Raw genomic sequence first — 14,872 nt, 5'->3', positions numbered from 1 at the left:
TTTATTGTGTTTAATGGTATTTGTGACCCAACTTACCTATAGGGGGTAGAGCCAATGGCGGCCATTGAACGATTGAAGCCCACTGATGTGCGCGTGCTGTGGAGCCCCGCCATGGCCAACTATTTTTTTGGGGACTACCACCCTATGCACCCCAGTAGGCTGGATGCCACTGCATCCCTCGCTAAAGATTTAGGGATTTTTGACCTGCCTCAGGTTCAACTCGAAAAGCCAGAAATCGCCAGCGTTCAACAGCTTATGCTGGCGCATGACTACCCCTACATCGACGCCGTGCAGAAGATTAGCGCTGACCCATCATTGGTCATCGCTACTTGCGGTTTGGGCACCGAAGACACCCCCGGCTACGAGGGAGTCCACGAGGCTAGTGCTCGCCTAGCGGGCGGAACTTTTCAGGCGGCTCAAGCAATTTTGGATGGCAAGGTTAAGCACGCGGTTAATTTTGGCGGGGGTATGCACCACGCCTCCCGCGACCACGCCAGTGGCTTCTGCATCTACAACGACTGCGCAGTGGGTATTAGCCACTTGTTAGAGCAGGGTGTTTCGCGCGTGGTCTATATTGATGTGGACGCCCACCACGGCGATGGCACACAGAGCATTTTTTGGGATGACCCACGCGTCATGACCATCTCCATTCATGAAACGGGGATGTCCCTCTTCCCTGGCACAGGTTTTTCAAACGAGGTAGGTCCGGAGGGCGAAGCCGCTGGAACGGCAGTGAATATTGCCATGCCGCCTACCACTACCGATTCGGGGTGGCTGCGCGCTTTTAACGCTGTGGTTCCCAGCCTTTTGCGGGAGTTCCAACCAGAAGTGATTTTGAGTCAGCACGGTTGCGATACGCATATGAATGATGAGATGTCCCACATGAGCATTAGCATCAACGCTCAGCAGGAAATTGCGGCTCAGATTTCCTTGCTGGCTGATGAACTGTGCGAGGGCCGTTGGATCGCTACTGGCGGAGGTGGTTACTCGGTATACGACGCGGTGCCTCGCTCATGGACCCACCTGATGGCGGTTGCCGCCGGGCAGCCTCTGGATGTCTATCAGCCCACCCCTGCGTCCTGGCAGAAGTACATGCTTGAAACCTACGGAACCAAAGTTCCGGCTGCTATGGGTGACCCCGTTGATTTATGGTGGCGCTCCTGGGAAATAGGCTTTGACCCGGGCGACGATACGGATCGCACCATCATGGCGACCCGCAAAGAAGTTTTTCCGCTATGGGGCCTCGATCCTTGGTATGACTAGTCAGCCTATATATAGCCCGTCGGATATTTCCCAGAAAATTGAGTCCTGTCTGAGTATTTGGTACAAACCTGAAATATGGTAGCGGCAATATGCGAGTAGGGATATATATGTGTATATGATGATGGGCATGAAGGACGATCTTTTTGCTGTCATTGCTGACCCCACACGGCGCCATATTTTGGAGTTTTTAGCCATCGAGAGACTCTCCGTGGGTGAGTTAGTTGAGGAGTTGGGTATCAGCCAACCTACCGTATCAAAACACCTTAAAGTTCTGCGCACTGCTGGGCTAGTGGAGACCGAAGCTGTTGGGCAAAAGCGTTTTTATTCTTTGGTACCCCAGCCCCTTGAGCGGGTTACCGACTGGTTAACATCTTTGGTGCCGCCGCTATCTGCGGCACAGCACGACGTGCAGCGCCCCCCGCTCCCTGCTGCCGGGGAGCAATCGGTAGAGCCAGAAGATAGTCTAAACAAGCCTGCTGAATCGGTGGAAGAGAAGGACAGTCCAGAAAATTCGGTGCAACCCCAGCTTACCGAGCAGGCTGTGGAACAGGCCGAAGTTAAGGAACCTGCTGAAACTGCCGAACCTGCTGAGGTGCTTGAGTCTGTAGAAGCAGATGTACCCGAAGCAGCAGACCTCGATGCCTCGCGTCCTCAGGGGTCGCAGCCTTCTTCCCCCGCAATTACCTTCACCTCCTTTACTCCTTTTACTCCCTCTACCACCGCAGACGCTCGCCCCACCTCACCTTTAGCGGCAGAAACAAAGACTGTTTCTGCAGCTTCCGAAGACCCCCAAGAGCTTTTATCGGTAGACCCCGTAGAGGTCTCAGCCCCCGCTGAGATTGAAGACCAAGACGTAGCTCAGAGGCAAGAGCACACCCCGCCTCTCTACGCTGAGGATAAGCTAGCCGTGCCCCAAGATGACACCGATGAACGTGGGCTCTTTGCAAAACTAACGCGTCTGCGCCGCCGTGCGCGCTAAACACTTTCCCCCTCACTCAACCTCAGCAGAGAAATAACCCCGAAACATGCCTAAACATCAGAAGTTACTCGACTGGATTGAGAGCGAACTGATTTCACGTACCCTCCACCTTGGGGATCAGCTCCCCGATGATAGGGAGTTAGCTCGCGTTACCGGTCTTAGCCAATATCAGATCCGTGAGAGTCTCAAGCACTGCGAAGAGATTGGTCTGCTGCGTCTTTACGTGGGTAAACGCAAAACCATTCTGAGCGAATTATTGCGCGAACCAGCAGTCTCGGCAGGGCCGGCTATCGGTCTTTCTCTAGCTAGCTCTGCTTCACCCCAGCGGGATCTCTTTCAGACCTGTCTACTGTTGGAGTCACACGCTGTTTCAACAACTCCAGCTCACCAGGCGGCCTACCCTGAGCTAGAGAGGATCCTGCAAAGGATGTCAGATCCGGCGACCAGCCTGAGCGATTTCCACGATCTTGAGGCAGATTTTCACATTCAACTCGGTCAGCTTTCTGGCAATACCCTTATCTCAGCGTTACTAGCTACGATGAGGGACTCCATGATAGAAGCGAGATTCGACCTGGTATCGCAGGTGCCGTTGTGGAGTGCCACGGCAACGCGTCTGCGCATGGAATACCGCGCAATTCTTGATGCCGTAAAATCCAAAGACCCGGCCCTGGCCCGCACCCTGCTCATCGCTAACCTCAAAGAGCGATTTGCTGAAGCCCAGGTCCCCTTAGATTTTGAAGCGCCAACCCCTGAGGGACGGACTCTGAGCAGTAACCTGGTGCCGGTGGATATTGAAGATCAAGACTTAGTTCCTGAACAATGGGGTGGCCCCATTACCCCCGGACTCTTTGATGCTTTGCAGAATATTCAGCCCAGAGAAGCTGACCGTGATAAGCAACAGACCTTGCCCGAGTTCCGCGAAGAAAAGCCAGAGGGCTTCCCGGACGGTCAGGCAGCACAGGAAGCTCGTCAGGAACCTGAACCTAGAGCAGATTTCGTATCTGAGCCCCAGGCTACATCGACTAATTCACTACCAGAAACTCTGGAGAACTCTGTCCCGCAACTATCTACCGTGCTGAGGGCTGTTCCCACGGGGAGCGCAACGCGCCGCCGCAAGGGCACGGTGAGCCCTGTAGTTCACGCAACCATCATCACACCCCCGGGCCGGCAACCTCTTGCTATCCGTGAAGAGGGAGGTCGCCAAGATGAGGGGCAGGCAGCGGCAAGCGCTCCCGCTTTTCGCGTGCTAGCTGATCAGCAAGATGAGCTGAACCGCATTGAACGTGCCCAGTCGGCGGCGAAAGCCCGCCTGGCCGCTGCCGCTCAAAAACGGCAGGAAGCCCGTGAGCGTGCACAGGCTCAGGCGGCAGAAGAAAAAAGGTTGGCTGAATGGGAGGCCGAGCGTCAAACTCAACATCGTGCTGAACTGGAGAGGGAAGCGCTGTCTCAGGAGCTTGAAGCTAAACTGCGTGCAGAAGAGCTAAGGCTAGCTGCCCTGGCTGCACAGCCCCAAGAGGCAGAAAATCAGCAGGAAGCAACCCAAGAAGAAGCGGAATCAAACAAACACAATCAAACTCACGAATCTAAACCCAAGAATCGGACCCACCTCGAGACTCCTACTCCAGGCAGAAAGCGTTTCACGGTCAAGGAATACTTTGGTTTTCTCTCCGCAGAACGCCGAAAACCACAGCCGACCGAAGAGCTCCCACCCTCCGAAGCCAGCCAGGCTGACGAGCACACCGTGCCAGAAGGGTACGAAGTTTTAGAGGAAAACCCTACTAGCTCATCCCAGCATGCGGAGGAGATGGCGTCTGCATCCGATACCGGTAGGAACACTGCTGAATTTGAACTGGCACAGACCGCAAACCCGCCCCAAGGGGGAGCAAATCGGCACCCGATGAAGAAAAAAAGGCAAAAGAGCCGTAAACGCTAGCTCTGCGCCGGCAGTGATTTTAGCCTCTCAAAACGAGAAAATACTCTCATTCGCAGGTGAACAATGCGCGAAATGTGGGTATAGCCTGTACTCTTGACTGAAGAGCGTTTTTTCACGCGCTAGGGTTATGTATGCCCAAAATAGCGTGTATTGGAGCGTTTATACCGGTATAACGCCCGGATAGCTACCGAAAGGCTTGCCGTGCGCGAGCATCGTTCGGCCGGGTATCGACCACTATTTAATAAGTGAGGTGAATCCGATGGGTTCAGTTATCAAGAAGCGCCGCAAGCGTATGTCTAAGAAGAAGCACCGTAAACTTCTTCGCAAGACTCGCCACCAGCGTCGCAACAAGAAGTAAATTCTTCACCGCGAGCCCCGCACAGTTTGTGCGGGGCTCGCACTGTTTTAGCCCCTAGCGCTACAGTGGTCCTATGGCCACTCCCACGATTGAACTGTTAACCAAGCCCGGCTGCCACCTCTGCCAAGCTGCGCGGCAGACGACGGGTGAAGTTGCCGCCCGCTTCGGGCTGAGCTTTACCGAAACTAATATTGAAAATGATCCCCAGCTTTTTGAACGGCATCAAAATGAAATCCCGGTCTTGATCATCGACGGGGAAATCAAAGACTTTTGGCAGGTTAATGCTCGCCGCCTGGCTAAGCTACTGGAAAAGAAACTGGCAGACTAAAACCTGCTGGAGACGGGAGTAGTGATGAGAACGTCGCCGCTGGCACCGGCGCCCTATCTTTGAGACACTGGTGTGATGACTACCTCAGAAAAAGCACCGGTTACCGTTCATCTCATGCGCCACGGTGAGGTTCACAACCCCCAGCGCATTGTCTACGGTAGGTTGCCGGGTTACCACCTGTCAGAGGCTGGGCAGAAAATGGTGCGGCTTTCAGCCGAAGAGTTTAAGCGCCGTGCTGATGCCGGTGCCAATATTGTGCATCTGGTCTGCTCTCCATTGACTCGCACTCAAGAGTCAGCTGCCCCCATCGAAGAGTTGCTGGGTTTGACCGCGGTACATGATGAGCGTGTTATTGAGGCTGCCAATTATTTTGAGGGTCTGCACGTCACCAAGGACGAACTGCTCAAGCACCCTGCCCACTGGCCGCACCTGCTCAACCCCCTGCGTCCCTCCTGGGGTGAGCCCTACCGCCAGCAAATGACCCGTATGGCCGAGGCTATTAAGGATGCCGCCCGCACCGCTTATGAGAAGGGTGGAGCCGGTGCTGAGGCGATTATTGTGTCCCACCAGCTACCCATTTGGATGGCACGTACTTCTGTTGAGGGTGGGCTGCTACCCCACGATCCCCGCAAACGCCAGACTAACCTGGCCTCTATTACTTCTTTGCACTTCGATGATATTTTCAGCCCCGGTACGCCGCGTCTGACCTACACTGAGCCTGCTGCCGAGCTGTACTCAGGTGTCATTCAGCTACCCGGGTCATAATAGAATTTTGGCTAAATCTACTGTCTAGTTTTACTGAAGAGAGCACCGCACCATGCCTTTACCGATCTCACCGCGTTTCAGCCGTAAACAGGCACTCAGCCTGGGTCTTTTGGGCTGCGCGGCTTTGCTGACCGCTTGCTCAGCTGACGAAGATTCGCTGGGGGCTCAGGCGGACGCCGGAGACTCTAAAGGCTACATTGCTGGAGACGGCAGCGTGACGGAGTACGCTGAGGCAGAGCGCGGCGAGCCGGTCGAATTCGAAAATGAGCTCTTTGACGGCAGTACCCTCAGTGCGGCAAGTCTGCGCGGCAAGCCCGTGGTGCTGAACTTCTGGTATGCAGGCTGCGCACCTTGCCGTCTTGAGGCACCTGATCTCAACTCCTTACACCAAACTTTTGGCGATAAAATCACCTTCCTGGGTGCTAATGTGCGCGATGAAAAGGGCACAGCTGAAGCCTTCGAAAAGAACTTCGGAGTTGAATACCCCTCTTACCGGGACCTCAACGGCAAGGTGCTTCTGGGGTTGAGCAAGTATGTTCCTGCTCAGGCCGTACCAACCACGGTAGTTTTGGACGCCCAGGGCCGGGTGGCCGCGCGAATCCTGGGTCAGATCGACCCCTCGATTCTGCGCACCATTCTTGAAGAGCAGGCGAATGCCTAACTTCGGGGACATCGTTTTAGACGGCTCGCTTTGGTTGGCGTTGCCCATTGCGGCGTTAGCCGGGCTAGTCTCTTTTGCTTCCCCCTGCGTCCTGCCTCTGGTGCCCGGCTATCTGGGTTACGTCAGCGGTCTCTCCGGTGCTGAGATGAGCCCGCGAGCCCGTACCGCTCGCACCGTGACCGGTATCGGGCTTTTCGTGCTGGGTTTTTCCTTTATCTTTGTGCTGATGTCAGTGGTGCTGGCGCAGCTGGGAGCCACCCCCTGGTTGCGGGGGCAGACCTGGGTGAACCTAGTGCTTGGTCTATTGGTCATTCTCATGGGGTTGGTCTTTATGGGCCGCTTCAATTTCTTTCAGCGCGACCGAAAGATTGAGAGAAAACCACCTGCCGGGCTCTGGGGAGCGCCCATTCTAGGTATTACCTTTGGGCTGGGCTGGGCACCCTGTATTGGCCCCACCTTTGCTGCCGTGCAAACCCTTGTCTACACTGGCGGGTCAGATAGCACCAAGGCCATTGTGCTCACGCTAGCCTACTGCTTGGGCCTAGGAGTGCCCTTCTTGTTGGTGGCGCTGGCTGTCAGTAGGGGAGTGAACACCCTGAGCTGGCTGCGCAAGCACAAGCTAACGCTGCAACGCTTAGGTGGCCTCATGCTGATCTTCATTGGCCTTCTCATCGCAACCGGGGCTTGGACGAGCATGATGTCCTGGTTACAGGCCACCATGCCGGTCTACCAACTACCGATTTAAACTCCACACTTCACATACGCTCCAAGGAAACCATGGCTGATACTAAAGACGCTGTAGCGCTCGGGCCTCTCGAAATGCTCCGCTGGGCATGGACCCAGCTGACCAAGATGAACACCGCGCTCTTCTTGCTCTTGTTGCTCGCTATTGCAGCTGTGCCCGGCTCCATCTTCCCGCAACGTATTCAAGACCCCGCCAAGGTCAACGATTACATCGAGGCACACCCTACCTGGGGGCCAATTGCTGACTTTCTGCAGCTCTTTGATGTGTTCTCTTCCGTGTGGTTCGCCTCCATTTACCTCCTCCTTTTCATATCGCTGATTGGCTGTGTGCTACCCCGAGCGGCAAAACACTACCGCTCCATGAAAACACCCCCTGCCAGAACTCCCAAGAACTTTGGCAGACTTCCTCAGCACCGAACCCTCACAATCCCTGCAGGCGCGGGTGACCTAGATGCGACAAGGGCTATAGATGACGCCGCGGCGGTGCTCAAGAAGCGTGGCTACCGCGTAGAAACCCGGGAAGATGCCCCCGGCGTTTTTAGCGTGGGCGCTGAGCGCGGTTACCTGCGAGAGTTCGGCAACATCCTCTTCCACGTGGCTATGATCGGTGTGCTGGTGGCCTTTGGCGCGGGCTCCCTCTTTGGCTACAGCGGGCAGAAAGTAGTGGTCGAGGGCGAAACCTTTGTTAACTCCCTCATTAGTTATGACTCCTTTGACCCCGGCACCAATTACAACCCTGACTGGCTCAGCCCCTACTCAGCGACCCTAGATAGCTTTGAAGTTGCCTACGACCGACAGGAGGGGTCACCCACCTACGGGGATGACATCGACTACACCGCCGAAATGATCCTGACAGACAGTGAAGGTGAAACCAATACTGAAACCCTGAAGGTGAATGAGCCTATCTATGTTGAAGGCACCAGCATTTACCTCTTGGGCAACGGGTACGCTCCCATTGTGCGCGTGACTAACGACGATGGCAGCATCGCTTACGAAGGGCCGGTGGTTGGCTTGACCTCCGGCATGAGCTACCTTTCTTCCATCGTGCTTAAGGTGCCGGATGCCCACCCCGGCCAGCTGGGTTTTGTTGGAATGTTCCTGCCTACCGGTGAAACCGAGTACGGTGCACCCACTTCTATCGACTCAGATCTCTACAACCCCATGCTGGTACTCCAGTCGTATACCGGCGACCTGGGGCTTGATGATGGTGTCCCTCAGAACGTTTATGTACTGGATGTTGACAGCCTAGAAGAGCTTAACACCATGGCTAAGGGCAACGGTATTGTGCTCGATGGCTCCAGACCATCAGTACAACTCCCTGAAGGTCACGGCACCATCGAAATGCTGGGCGTCAAACGGTATGTGGGCCTTGAAATCCGCTCCGACCCAGGCCGCCCCATCGCGCTGGTCTCCTTTATTCTGCTCTTCATCGGCCTTATCATCTCCCTTTTCGTGGTACGCCGCCGCGTCTGGGTGCGCGCTTCCAGCAGTGGTGAAGGCGCAGACCGCGTACTCACCGTTGAATATGCCCTGCTCGCTCGCGGTGAAGACCCCCGACTTGCGGACGAAGCCGACCGCTTGACTGACCTTTTTGCATCTGCCTGGGGGTTAGAATTTGATGAAGCATAAACTAAACCACCCTGCTCACAGCGCACCGGCGTCCACCGCCTGCCTCCCCAACGAAATGAGTGACTATGCCTGAAATTAGCGAAAACCTTGCCCAATGGAGCGAGCTTTTCATGTACCTCGCCGCCGTAACCTACATGGTTGCATTTATTTCCTTCGCCTGGGACATCGCCTCTAACTCCCGCACCACTCTACGCCTTGAAGAGGCACAGGTGAGGGGACGTGAACTGGTGGGCGCAGGTGCGCTTTCAGGCTCCGCAAAGTCTGCTCGTATCAGCGGTATCGAGCAGGGGACCGGCGAACGAGGAATGAGCTATAAGCGCTCAGCAGCCAAGAAAATTGAGGCTCACGTAGCCGATGCAGATATGCGCTACACCGGTGCCCGCCGCCCGGCTGCCCGCGCCGCTGTGGTGATTCTGGCGTTGGGTGCTGCTATTCACTGTGCGGGTGTGCTGAGCCGTGCCCTGGCCGCTAACCGTGTGCCCTGGGGCAATATGTACGAATTCTGCACCACCGGCGCTTTCTTGGTCGTCCTGGTCTACCTGCTCGCGCTCACGTTCCGCGACCTGCGCTTTGTGGGCGTGCTGGTCTCTGGCCTGGCGCTAACCATGATGACCGCAGCAACCATCGGCTTCCCAACGCCCGTAGGCCAGCTCAAGCCCGCACTGCAGTCCTACTGGCTGGTGATCCACGTATCGATTGCCGTGCTGGCATCAGCAATCTTTACCATTACTTTCGCTATGGCAATCCTGCAGCTGGTGCAGACCTCGCGCGAACGTCAGATTATTGCTGATCAGAGCACCAAGCTCACCCGCCTGGGCTTTATGCGACTGATTCCCTCATCTACCGCCCTGGAAAACTTTTCATTCCGCCTCAACGCCGTTGGGTTCGTGATGTGGACCTTCACCCTGGCCGCCGGTGCTATCTGGGCCGAAAAGGCTTGGGGACGCTACTGGGGCTGGGACACCAAGGAAGTATGGACCTTCATCATCTGGGTGGTCTACGCAGCATACCTGCACGCCCGCGCCACCCGCGGTTGGTCCGGCCCTCCCTCAGCCTGGCTGTCCATCGTGGGTTACCTCTGCATTATTTTCAACTTCACCGTGGTGAACGTTTACTTCTCTGGCCTGCACTCCTACTCAGGTCTATAGGCACTTAGCGCTTACTAGAACAGAAAAATACCCGCTGACCTATGGGGAGGTCAGCGGGTATTTTTTCGGTCTGAGATTGGCTTAGGCGTCCGGGGCGGACGCCTGGCGGCTACTGCGGTAGGTTGCCCAAGAGGTCTTGGCTTCAAGCGCCAGGATGATGAGAACAACGAGGCCAAGCGGCACCCGCCACCAGACGCTTCCATCACCAGCCGTAAGAGCTGAATAAAACCAATAGATACCCACAGACACCATGAAGAAGGCATAGAGCATTAAACGGTAGGGCTTCACGCTACTTTGCCCTGCCAGGCTACGAGCGTAGGTGACGGGGTGGCCGAACTCTTCATCAAAAATCGTGCGGGTTTCCCTGCTATGCGCTAGAACCAGGGCAACTTCGTCACGGACGCGGGCGCCCGTCATGTCATTGCGTTTATTCAGCTCTGTTCTAAACGTTCTAAGCCAGGCATGCTGGTCAGAGGGGTCGTAGTTGGTTTCCTCACGGCGATTAGCAGGCTCAGGCACCAGCTTGTAGAAAAGAACAATGAGGGCAAGCATTCCCAGAGCAGCAACTAGGTGCCACCAGATAGGAACTGGTCTGCTGAGGTGCTGGGCCTGTTCGAGCGCAAATGCTAGAGAAAAAGAGAGCCCCACAGTGGTTGCACCGCCTGCAGCTATAGCCCAGGCAAAGCCACGGCGGGGTAGCACCTGTGCATAGACGTAATAGATAAGACCCAGCATAAGGCCTATACCTAGACTGAAAATCACCATGTTTGAGCTGGTTGTTTCGTGGCTTAGTAGACAGTACAGCCAGAAGAGTACGGATGTCTTTGCAGCGCCGAAGAAGGATAGGAGGCAACACCACCACCAGTTCATGGGTTCGTTCGGCTCGAAGGCCTGAGTGCCTTTCTGCCGCCAGCTAGCGGTTTTCTTAAAGACCCATTCTGAGGGGTCGCCGAAAAGCTGGTGGGTACTCTCGCCAGTGTCAGCGATAGCGCGGATGCAGCCATTGATAGCACTTTCAGCACGTGAGGGGCGAACATTCTCTTTGAGGAACATGCCAAAGGCAACCTGAACCCAGTCCAGGTCTTCTGGGCGGTTGCTGACTTCAAGCAAGTTCTGGCTGATGCGGTCAAAGGGGCTCTCTGTCATTGCTGCACCCCCTCGGCGAGATGAGCAGGCTGCCCTAGCGCCAGGGCCAGAGAGGAGAGGCTGGCGCGCTCTTGGGCCAGCCGGGCACGCCCCTTGGGCGTGATGCTATATTCACGGCGGGCTGGGCCTCCGCTGCCTTCAATCCATCCAGCGGTGACGGCGCCGGCGTCCTCTAGTTTTGAGAGCGCCGGGTAGAGTGAACCGCCTTTGAGCCTGCCAAAACCCAGTTCTTCAAGACGGGCGGCGATGCCGTAGCCGTGCAGATTACCGGTTTCAAGGCAGGTTAGGACGCCGGTGGGCAAGAGTGCCCGGAGCAGGGCGGGTGGGTGGGTGCTAGCTGTCATAGGTATCTCCCTTCCTATCTAAGTATAACATGTACCTAGGTAGGTTTTCAAGCAAATGTAAAGAGTATCCACAGACCAGATGGAGCAACACCCCCCCTGCCTGGCAGCATCTCCAGGCTGCCATCGCCCCATGGGGGCAGAAAAATACCCGCCTTGCACAGCAGGCACCCACTACAGGGATACTTTCAAGACGGGGCGGGTACTCTCAAACAGAGAAACTAGGGGCGCTCGCCGGGCTGGCTGCCACTATCTGGCTGCTCGCCGTCGCCCTTGCCCTGAGGCTCATCATTGTTACCGCGGTCTGTTGCGCGGTTCTGGCGTTCGCGGTCCTCGCGTTCACGCTTGGCGCGGGCCTCAAGAAAGCGTAGGTACTCGGTGTCATCATCCGGAGCAACCGGGGGCTTTTCAAGCGGTGCGCCGAAAGACCCGAACCTATCTTTGCGGGGCCGCCCCAGCCAGAACCAAAGCGCTGACCCCACCAGTGGGAACAAGATAGTTGCCGCTACCCAAAAGCCCTTAGGTAGCGTGCGTACCTTTTGACTCTCAGCCTGCGCAGCGTCAAGAATTGCATAAACCCAGATAGCTAGTAGCAGGGCGCCACCGCCAATAATTAATATAGCTCTACCCATACCTACCAGTGTGACACGAGAGCAAAGCACAAGGTGTCCTTGTGCGCTCACAGCGTTCCCCGCAGCGCCCCGGTCGCGTCCGCTAGAATGGAACAGTGAATTTTCTGAAGTACACCCTTATCCGCCTAGCCCTCGCTACTGTAGCTTTTTTTGTAGCCTACTATTTTGGCGCAGGCCTGTACCTGTCGATTCTAGGCGGCGCGATCATCGGTTTCGCCATCAGCTACCTGGCTTTCCCCAAGCTCCACCTGGCAGCTGCCACGGATTTCAACGGTTGGTTCAAGCGCCGCCCAGCCAAGAACAAGGTAGAGGAAGAAAACCAGGCCTTCGAAGATGGGCTGGACGAAGGCGCCCGCAAACAACAAGGCCTAGATATCTAAGACCCGGGCATTTGTCCAAACCGTACAGAGCTGTGCGAGAACCTCAGAAAAAGGTGTACTGACAGGTGCACCTTTTCTGTTATTGAGTGAGATTTAGTAACCGGTGAAAACAGAAATTTGTTCGGTGAATACGTCGAGCGGCGCCAGCGCCACAGCTAGAGCAGCAAGCAAGCTGTAGGCAAGTGCAACAAAACCTGCCTGCTTCAAGATGGGAATCAGGGCTAGGCCGCGAGCACCAGATAGGACCGTTATTGAGGAATGTAGCACCGGGCCAATCAAGATAAAGACCAGGGCGAACCAGGGGTTGTTGGGCACTAACACCACGATGAGGCCCAGCCCCAGCATCATCTCTGCCGCGTAGGTTCTGCGAGAGATGGTATCTCCCAGGCGGACGGCGAGGGTGCGTTTACCGGCGTCGATGTCGGTGGGAATATCACGCACGTTATTAGCCATCAGTAACCCGCAAGAGAATAGGCCTATAGAAACTGCCAGCACGATAGATGTCAGGGTCAGCTGGGCTGTCTGGGTGAACATGGTGCCCAGAGTGGCGACCAAACCGAAGTAGATGAAGACAAAAACATCGCCCAGACCCATGTAACCGTAGGGGTATTTACCCCCGGTGTAACCCCAGGCAGCCAGAACTGCTGAAGCTCCGATAGCAAGGAACCACCACTGCTGAGAAAGGTAGACCAGCCCCAGCCCTGCCAACATCGCTAGACCGAAGCAGACAAAAGCAGCCATCTTGACCGAGCGGGGGGAGGCTAAACCGCTGCCCACCAGGCGCAGAGGGCCGACTCGAACCTCGTCAGTGCCCCTAATACCATCTGAGTAGTCGTTGGCGTAATTGACGCCCACCTGCAAGAAGAAGGCAACCAAGAAAGCGAGCAGGGCACGCCAGTGGTGCAGTTCGCCTACCTCGTAGGCGGCGGCTGACCCTGCGATGATGGGGGCAACGGCAAGGGGCAGGGTGCGAAGGCGTGCTCCTTGAATCCACTGTGCAACAGTTGCCACGTTATCTCGCTTCCTTTGATTACTGCCCCGGGTACCCGGGGCAGGCAAATACACACTATTGTCTCATTTTTTGCCTCTGGACGTGCACGATTGGCTGGGTAAGGCAGTTGGGGTCGCTCACTGTTGCCGGTGATACTGCTCAAGGTGGGAGGTGACGGTGGTTCGGTCTGGCTTTCCGGTGGAGAGCGTGGGGAAGTCGGTGTAGACCAGAGCGAGTTTAGGGACGGCAGCTTTGCCCAGGTGCTGGGTCACCAGATTAGAGAGCTGGGTGGCTAGCGGGTCCTGCGGGTCTAGAGGCTCTGGGTTTTCTGCCCCCGGGTGACTGTGGCGCAGGGTCAGAGCTGCTACGAGAGCCTGCCCCCAGCGGGCGTCCGGCAGACCAACAACTAGCGCCTCGCGCACAGAGGAGTGAGTTTCAAGCAGACGAGCCAGCACCCCGGCACTTATTTTAAGGCCTCCGGTGATGATGGTGTCATCAGCTCTTCCTAGCACCGTGAGTGAGCCTGTGAAGGTGCCGCGGTCATCAGTTTTGTACCAGCGGGTGCCATCGGGGCCCGTAAAGAAATGGGCAGCAGTGCGTTGCGGGTCATCGAGGTAACCGGACGCTAGGGTGGGGCCGCCCAACCAGATACGGCCGCTACCAGATGCGGCGTCCTCCTCTGTTTCTGGTTCGATCTGCACCTGGACGCCGGGCAGGGGAGCTCCCGAGTAGACACAGCCCCCAGCGGTTTCAGCGCTGCCGTAGGTGGTTAGCACCGGCACTTTTAGGTGCAGCATCTGCTCAAGGAGGGCGGCGCTTGCCGGAGCACCGCCTAACAGCAACGCGTCAAAGCTACGCAGAGCATCCAAAATCTCACTGCTCATCTGGGGGTTTCTCTCCGCTGTCTCCAGTAGCTTATGCAGCTGGGTGGGCACTAGCGATATCATTCGGTGGTGGGCGGTCAGCGCGCTGGCACTGCTCACAAAGTCTTGCGCGCTAAAAGGTCCACCGCTGCTGATGGATTTAGTAAGTACCGGGGTGGTGCCCGCTAAGGCTGACCGCGCCACAACCTGGGCGCCAGCAACGTAGTGCAATGGCAGAGCCAGGAGCCACTGAGCGTTATCGGTGCTTGTGAAGGCTTCTGTAGCTCGTGCTGAAGCGGCCAGGGCGGCAGTAGTGAGTGCGGTTCGTTTAGGGGCTCCTGTTGAACCGCTGGTGCTCACTACCAGGGCAAAATCGTCCGGCTGGCTATCGAGTTGACTGAAACTGGTGGTGAATTTTCCCAGTAGCTCGTTGGCATCCACATGACCGCTCCCACCAACCACCGCCGTCTGCTCGGTGAAGCGTGCATCAGCGGAGGACGGCGCAGCAACGGAGTTGAACTGAGAGATAAGCATAGGGTCAGTTTACGCTGGCGTCCTTTAGATGCTTGGTGGCTACAGAAATTTATTCACTCAACCAACAAGAGGGATCAACTGTATCCACGTCAGTCATCGTCACCCACACGTCCCTAGCGGTGTACCTCAAGTGACTGAGCGAGGTGTTTTCCTCAAAGAAACATTGAACACCATATT

Annotated in this window: 16 protein-coding genes; 11 read left to right on the top strand and 5 right to left on the bottom strand. The window is 56.3% G+C overall.

What is annotated here, in order from left to right; translation table 11 throughout:
• The first annotated feature begins 54 nt into the window (after window positions 1-54).
• The 10 genes from VVR27_RS00890 (at window position 55) to ccsB (ending at window position 9,808) form a co-directional block, all read left to right on the top strand.
• A complete protein-coding gene (locus VVR27_RS00890; protein ID WP_409349910.1) occupies window positions 55-1,263 on the top strand; it encodes an acetoin utilization protein AcuC in 1,209 nt (402 codons plus the stop codon).
• A 115-nt stretch (window positions 1,264-1,378) separates the two neighbouring features.
• Window positions 1,379-2,242 carry a metalloregulator ArsR/SmtB family transcription factor gene (locus VVR27_RS00885; RefSeq protein ID WP_368546662.1) on the top strand — a complete coding sequence of 288 codons (864 nt, stop codon included), beginning with the start codon at window positions 1,379-1,381 and terminating at the stop codon, window positions 2,240-2,242.
• Between the two features lie 46 nt (window positions 2,243-2,288).
• Window positions 2,289-4,175 (top strand): FCD domain-containing protein, encoded by a 1,887-nt coding sequence (locus tag VVR27_RS00880; RefSeq protein ID WP_368546661.1) that lies wholly within the window; start codon window positions 2,289-2,291, stop codon window positions 4,173-4,175.
• Between the two features lie 259 nt (window positions 4,176-4,434).
• A complete protein-coding gene (locus VVR27_RS00875; protein ID WP_005504750.1) occupies window positions 4,435-4,533 on the top strand; it encodes a 30S ribosomal protein bS22 in 99 nt (32 codons plus the stop codon).
• Between the two features lie 73 nt (window positions 4,534-4,606).
• Window positions 4,607-4,861, top strand: a complete 255-nt coding sequence (locus VVR27_RS00870; RefSeq protein ID WP_368546660.1) for a glutaredoxin family protein — start codon at window positions 4,607-4,609, stop codon at window positions 4,859-4,861.
• A 75-nt stretch (window positions 4,862-4,936) separates the two neighbouring features.
• Window positions 4,937-5,626 carry a histidine phosphatase family protein gene (locus VVR27_RS00865; RefSeq protein ID WP_368546659.1) on the top strand — a complete coding sequence of 230 codons (690 nt, stop codon included), beginning with the start codon at window positions 4,937-4,939 and terminating at the stop codon, window positions 5,624-5,626.
• A gap of 52 nt (window positions 5,627-5,678) precedes the next feature.
• The gene (locus tag VVR27_RS00860) at window positions 5,679-6,287 is read left to right on the top strand and encodes a TlpA family protein disulfide reductase (protein ID WP_368546658.1); all 609 of its coding nucleotides are present in this window, start codon (window positions 5,679-5,681) and stop codon (window positions 6,285-6,287) included.
• On the top strand, window positions 6,280-7,032 hold the full coding sequence (locus VVR27_RS00855; protein WP_368546656.1) for a cytochrome c biogenesis CcdA family protein: 753 nt from the start codon (window positions 6,280-6,282) through the stop codon (window positions 7,030-7,032). The genes VVR27_RS00860 and VVR27_RS00855 overlap by 8 nt, the downstream gene beginning before the upstream one ends.
• A 32-nt stretch (window positions 7,033-7,064) precedes the next feature.
• Window positions 7,065-8,660 carry a cytochrome c biogenesis protein ResB gene (locus tag VVR27_RS00850; protein ID WP_368546655.1) on the top strand — a complete coding sequence of 532 codons (1,596 nt, stop codon included), beginning with the start codon at window positions 7,065-7,067 and terminating at the stop codon, window positions 8,658-8,660.
• Window positions 8,661-8,725: 65 nt separating this feature from the next.
• Window positions 8,726-9,808, top strand: a complete 1,083-nt coding sequence (gene ccsB / locus VVR27_RS00845) for a c-type cytochrome biogenesis protein CcsB (RefSeq protein WP_368546654.1) — start codon at window positions 8,726-8,728, stop codon at window positions 9,806-9,808.
• A gap of 81 nt (window positions 9,809-9,889) precedes the next feature.
• On the opposite strand, the gene VVR27_RS00840 is transcribed toward ccsB, so the two are convergent.
• The 3 genes from VVR27_RS00840 to VVR27_RS00830 all read right to left on the bottom strand — a co-directional run bounded on the left by VVR27_RS00840 (window position 9,890) and on the right by VVR27_RS00830 (window position 11,957).
• Window positions 9,890-10,954 carry a hypothetical protein gene (locus VVR27_RS00840; RefSeq protein ID WP_368546653.1) on the bottom strand — a complete coding sequence of 355 codons (1,065 nt, stop codon included), beginning with the start codon at window positions 10,952-10,954 and terminating at the stop codon, window positions 9,890-9,892.
• On the bottom strand, window positions 10,951-11,298 hold the full coding sequence (locus VVR27_RS00835; protein WP_368546652.1) for a PadR family transcriptional regulator: 348 nt from the start codon (window positions 11,296-11,298) through the stop codon (window positions 10,951-10,953). Before VVR27_RS00835 ends, VVR27_RS00840 begins: the two co-directional genes overlap by 4 nt.
• Window positions 11,299-11,516: 218 nt before the next feature.
• Window positions 11,517-11,957, bottom strand: a complete 441-nt coding sequence (locus VVR27_RS00830; RefSeq protein ID WP_368546650.1) for a PLD nuclease N-terminal domain-containing protein — start codon at window positions 11,955-11,957, stop codon at window positions 11,517-11,519.
• Between the two features lie 65 nt (window positions 11,958-12,022).
• On the opposite strand from VVR27_RS00830, the gene VVR27_RS00825 reads away from it, so the two are divergent.
• Entirely contained in the window at window positions 12,023-12,307 is a 285-nt protein-coding gene (locus VVR27_RS00825; protein WP_368546649.1) for a DUF4229 domain-containing protein, read from the top strand.
• A 93-nt stretch (window positions 12,308-12,400) separates the two neighbouring features.
• Here the strand turns inward: VVR27_RS00825 and VVR27_RS00820 are convergent, their stop codons facing one another.
• Entirely contained in the window at window positions 12,401-13,318 is a 918-nt protein-coding gene (locus VVR27_RS00820; RefSeq protein ID WP_368546648.1) for a 1,4-dihydroxy-2-naphthoate polyprenyltransferase, read from the bottom strand.
• Between the two features lie 117 nt (window positions 13,319-13,435).
• A complete protein-coding gene (locus VVR27_RS00815; RefSeq protein ID WP_368546647.1) occupies window positions 13,436-14,695 on the bottom strand; it encodes an AMP-binding protein in 1,260 nt (419 codons plus the stop codon).
• Window positions 14,696-14,872: the final 177 nt, after the last annotated feature.

Origin of the sequence: Rothia sp. LK2492 (assembly GCF_040946345.1) — a bacterium.
In the GTDB taxonomy this organism is placed as follows: Bacteria; Actinomycetota; Actinomycetes; order Actinomycetales; family Micrococcaceae; genus Rothia; species Rothia endophytica.
Note: the sequence above shows the minus strand (reverse complement) of the source record. Positions and strands in the feature narration are given on the sequence as shown.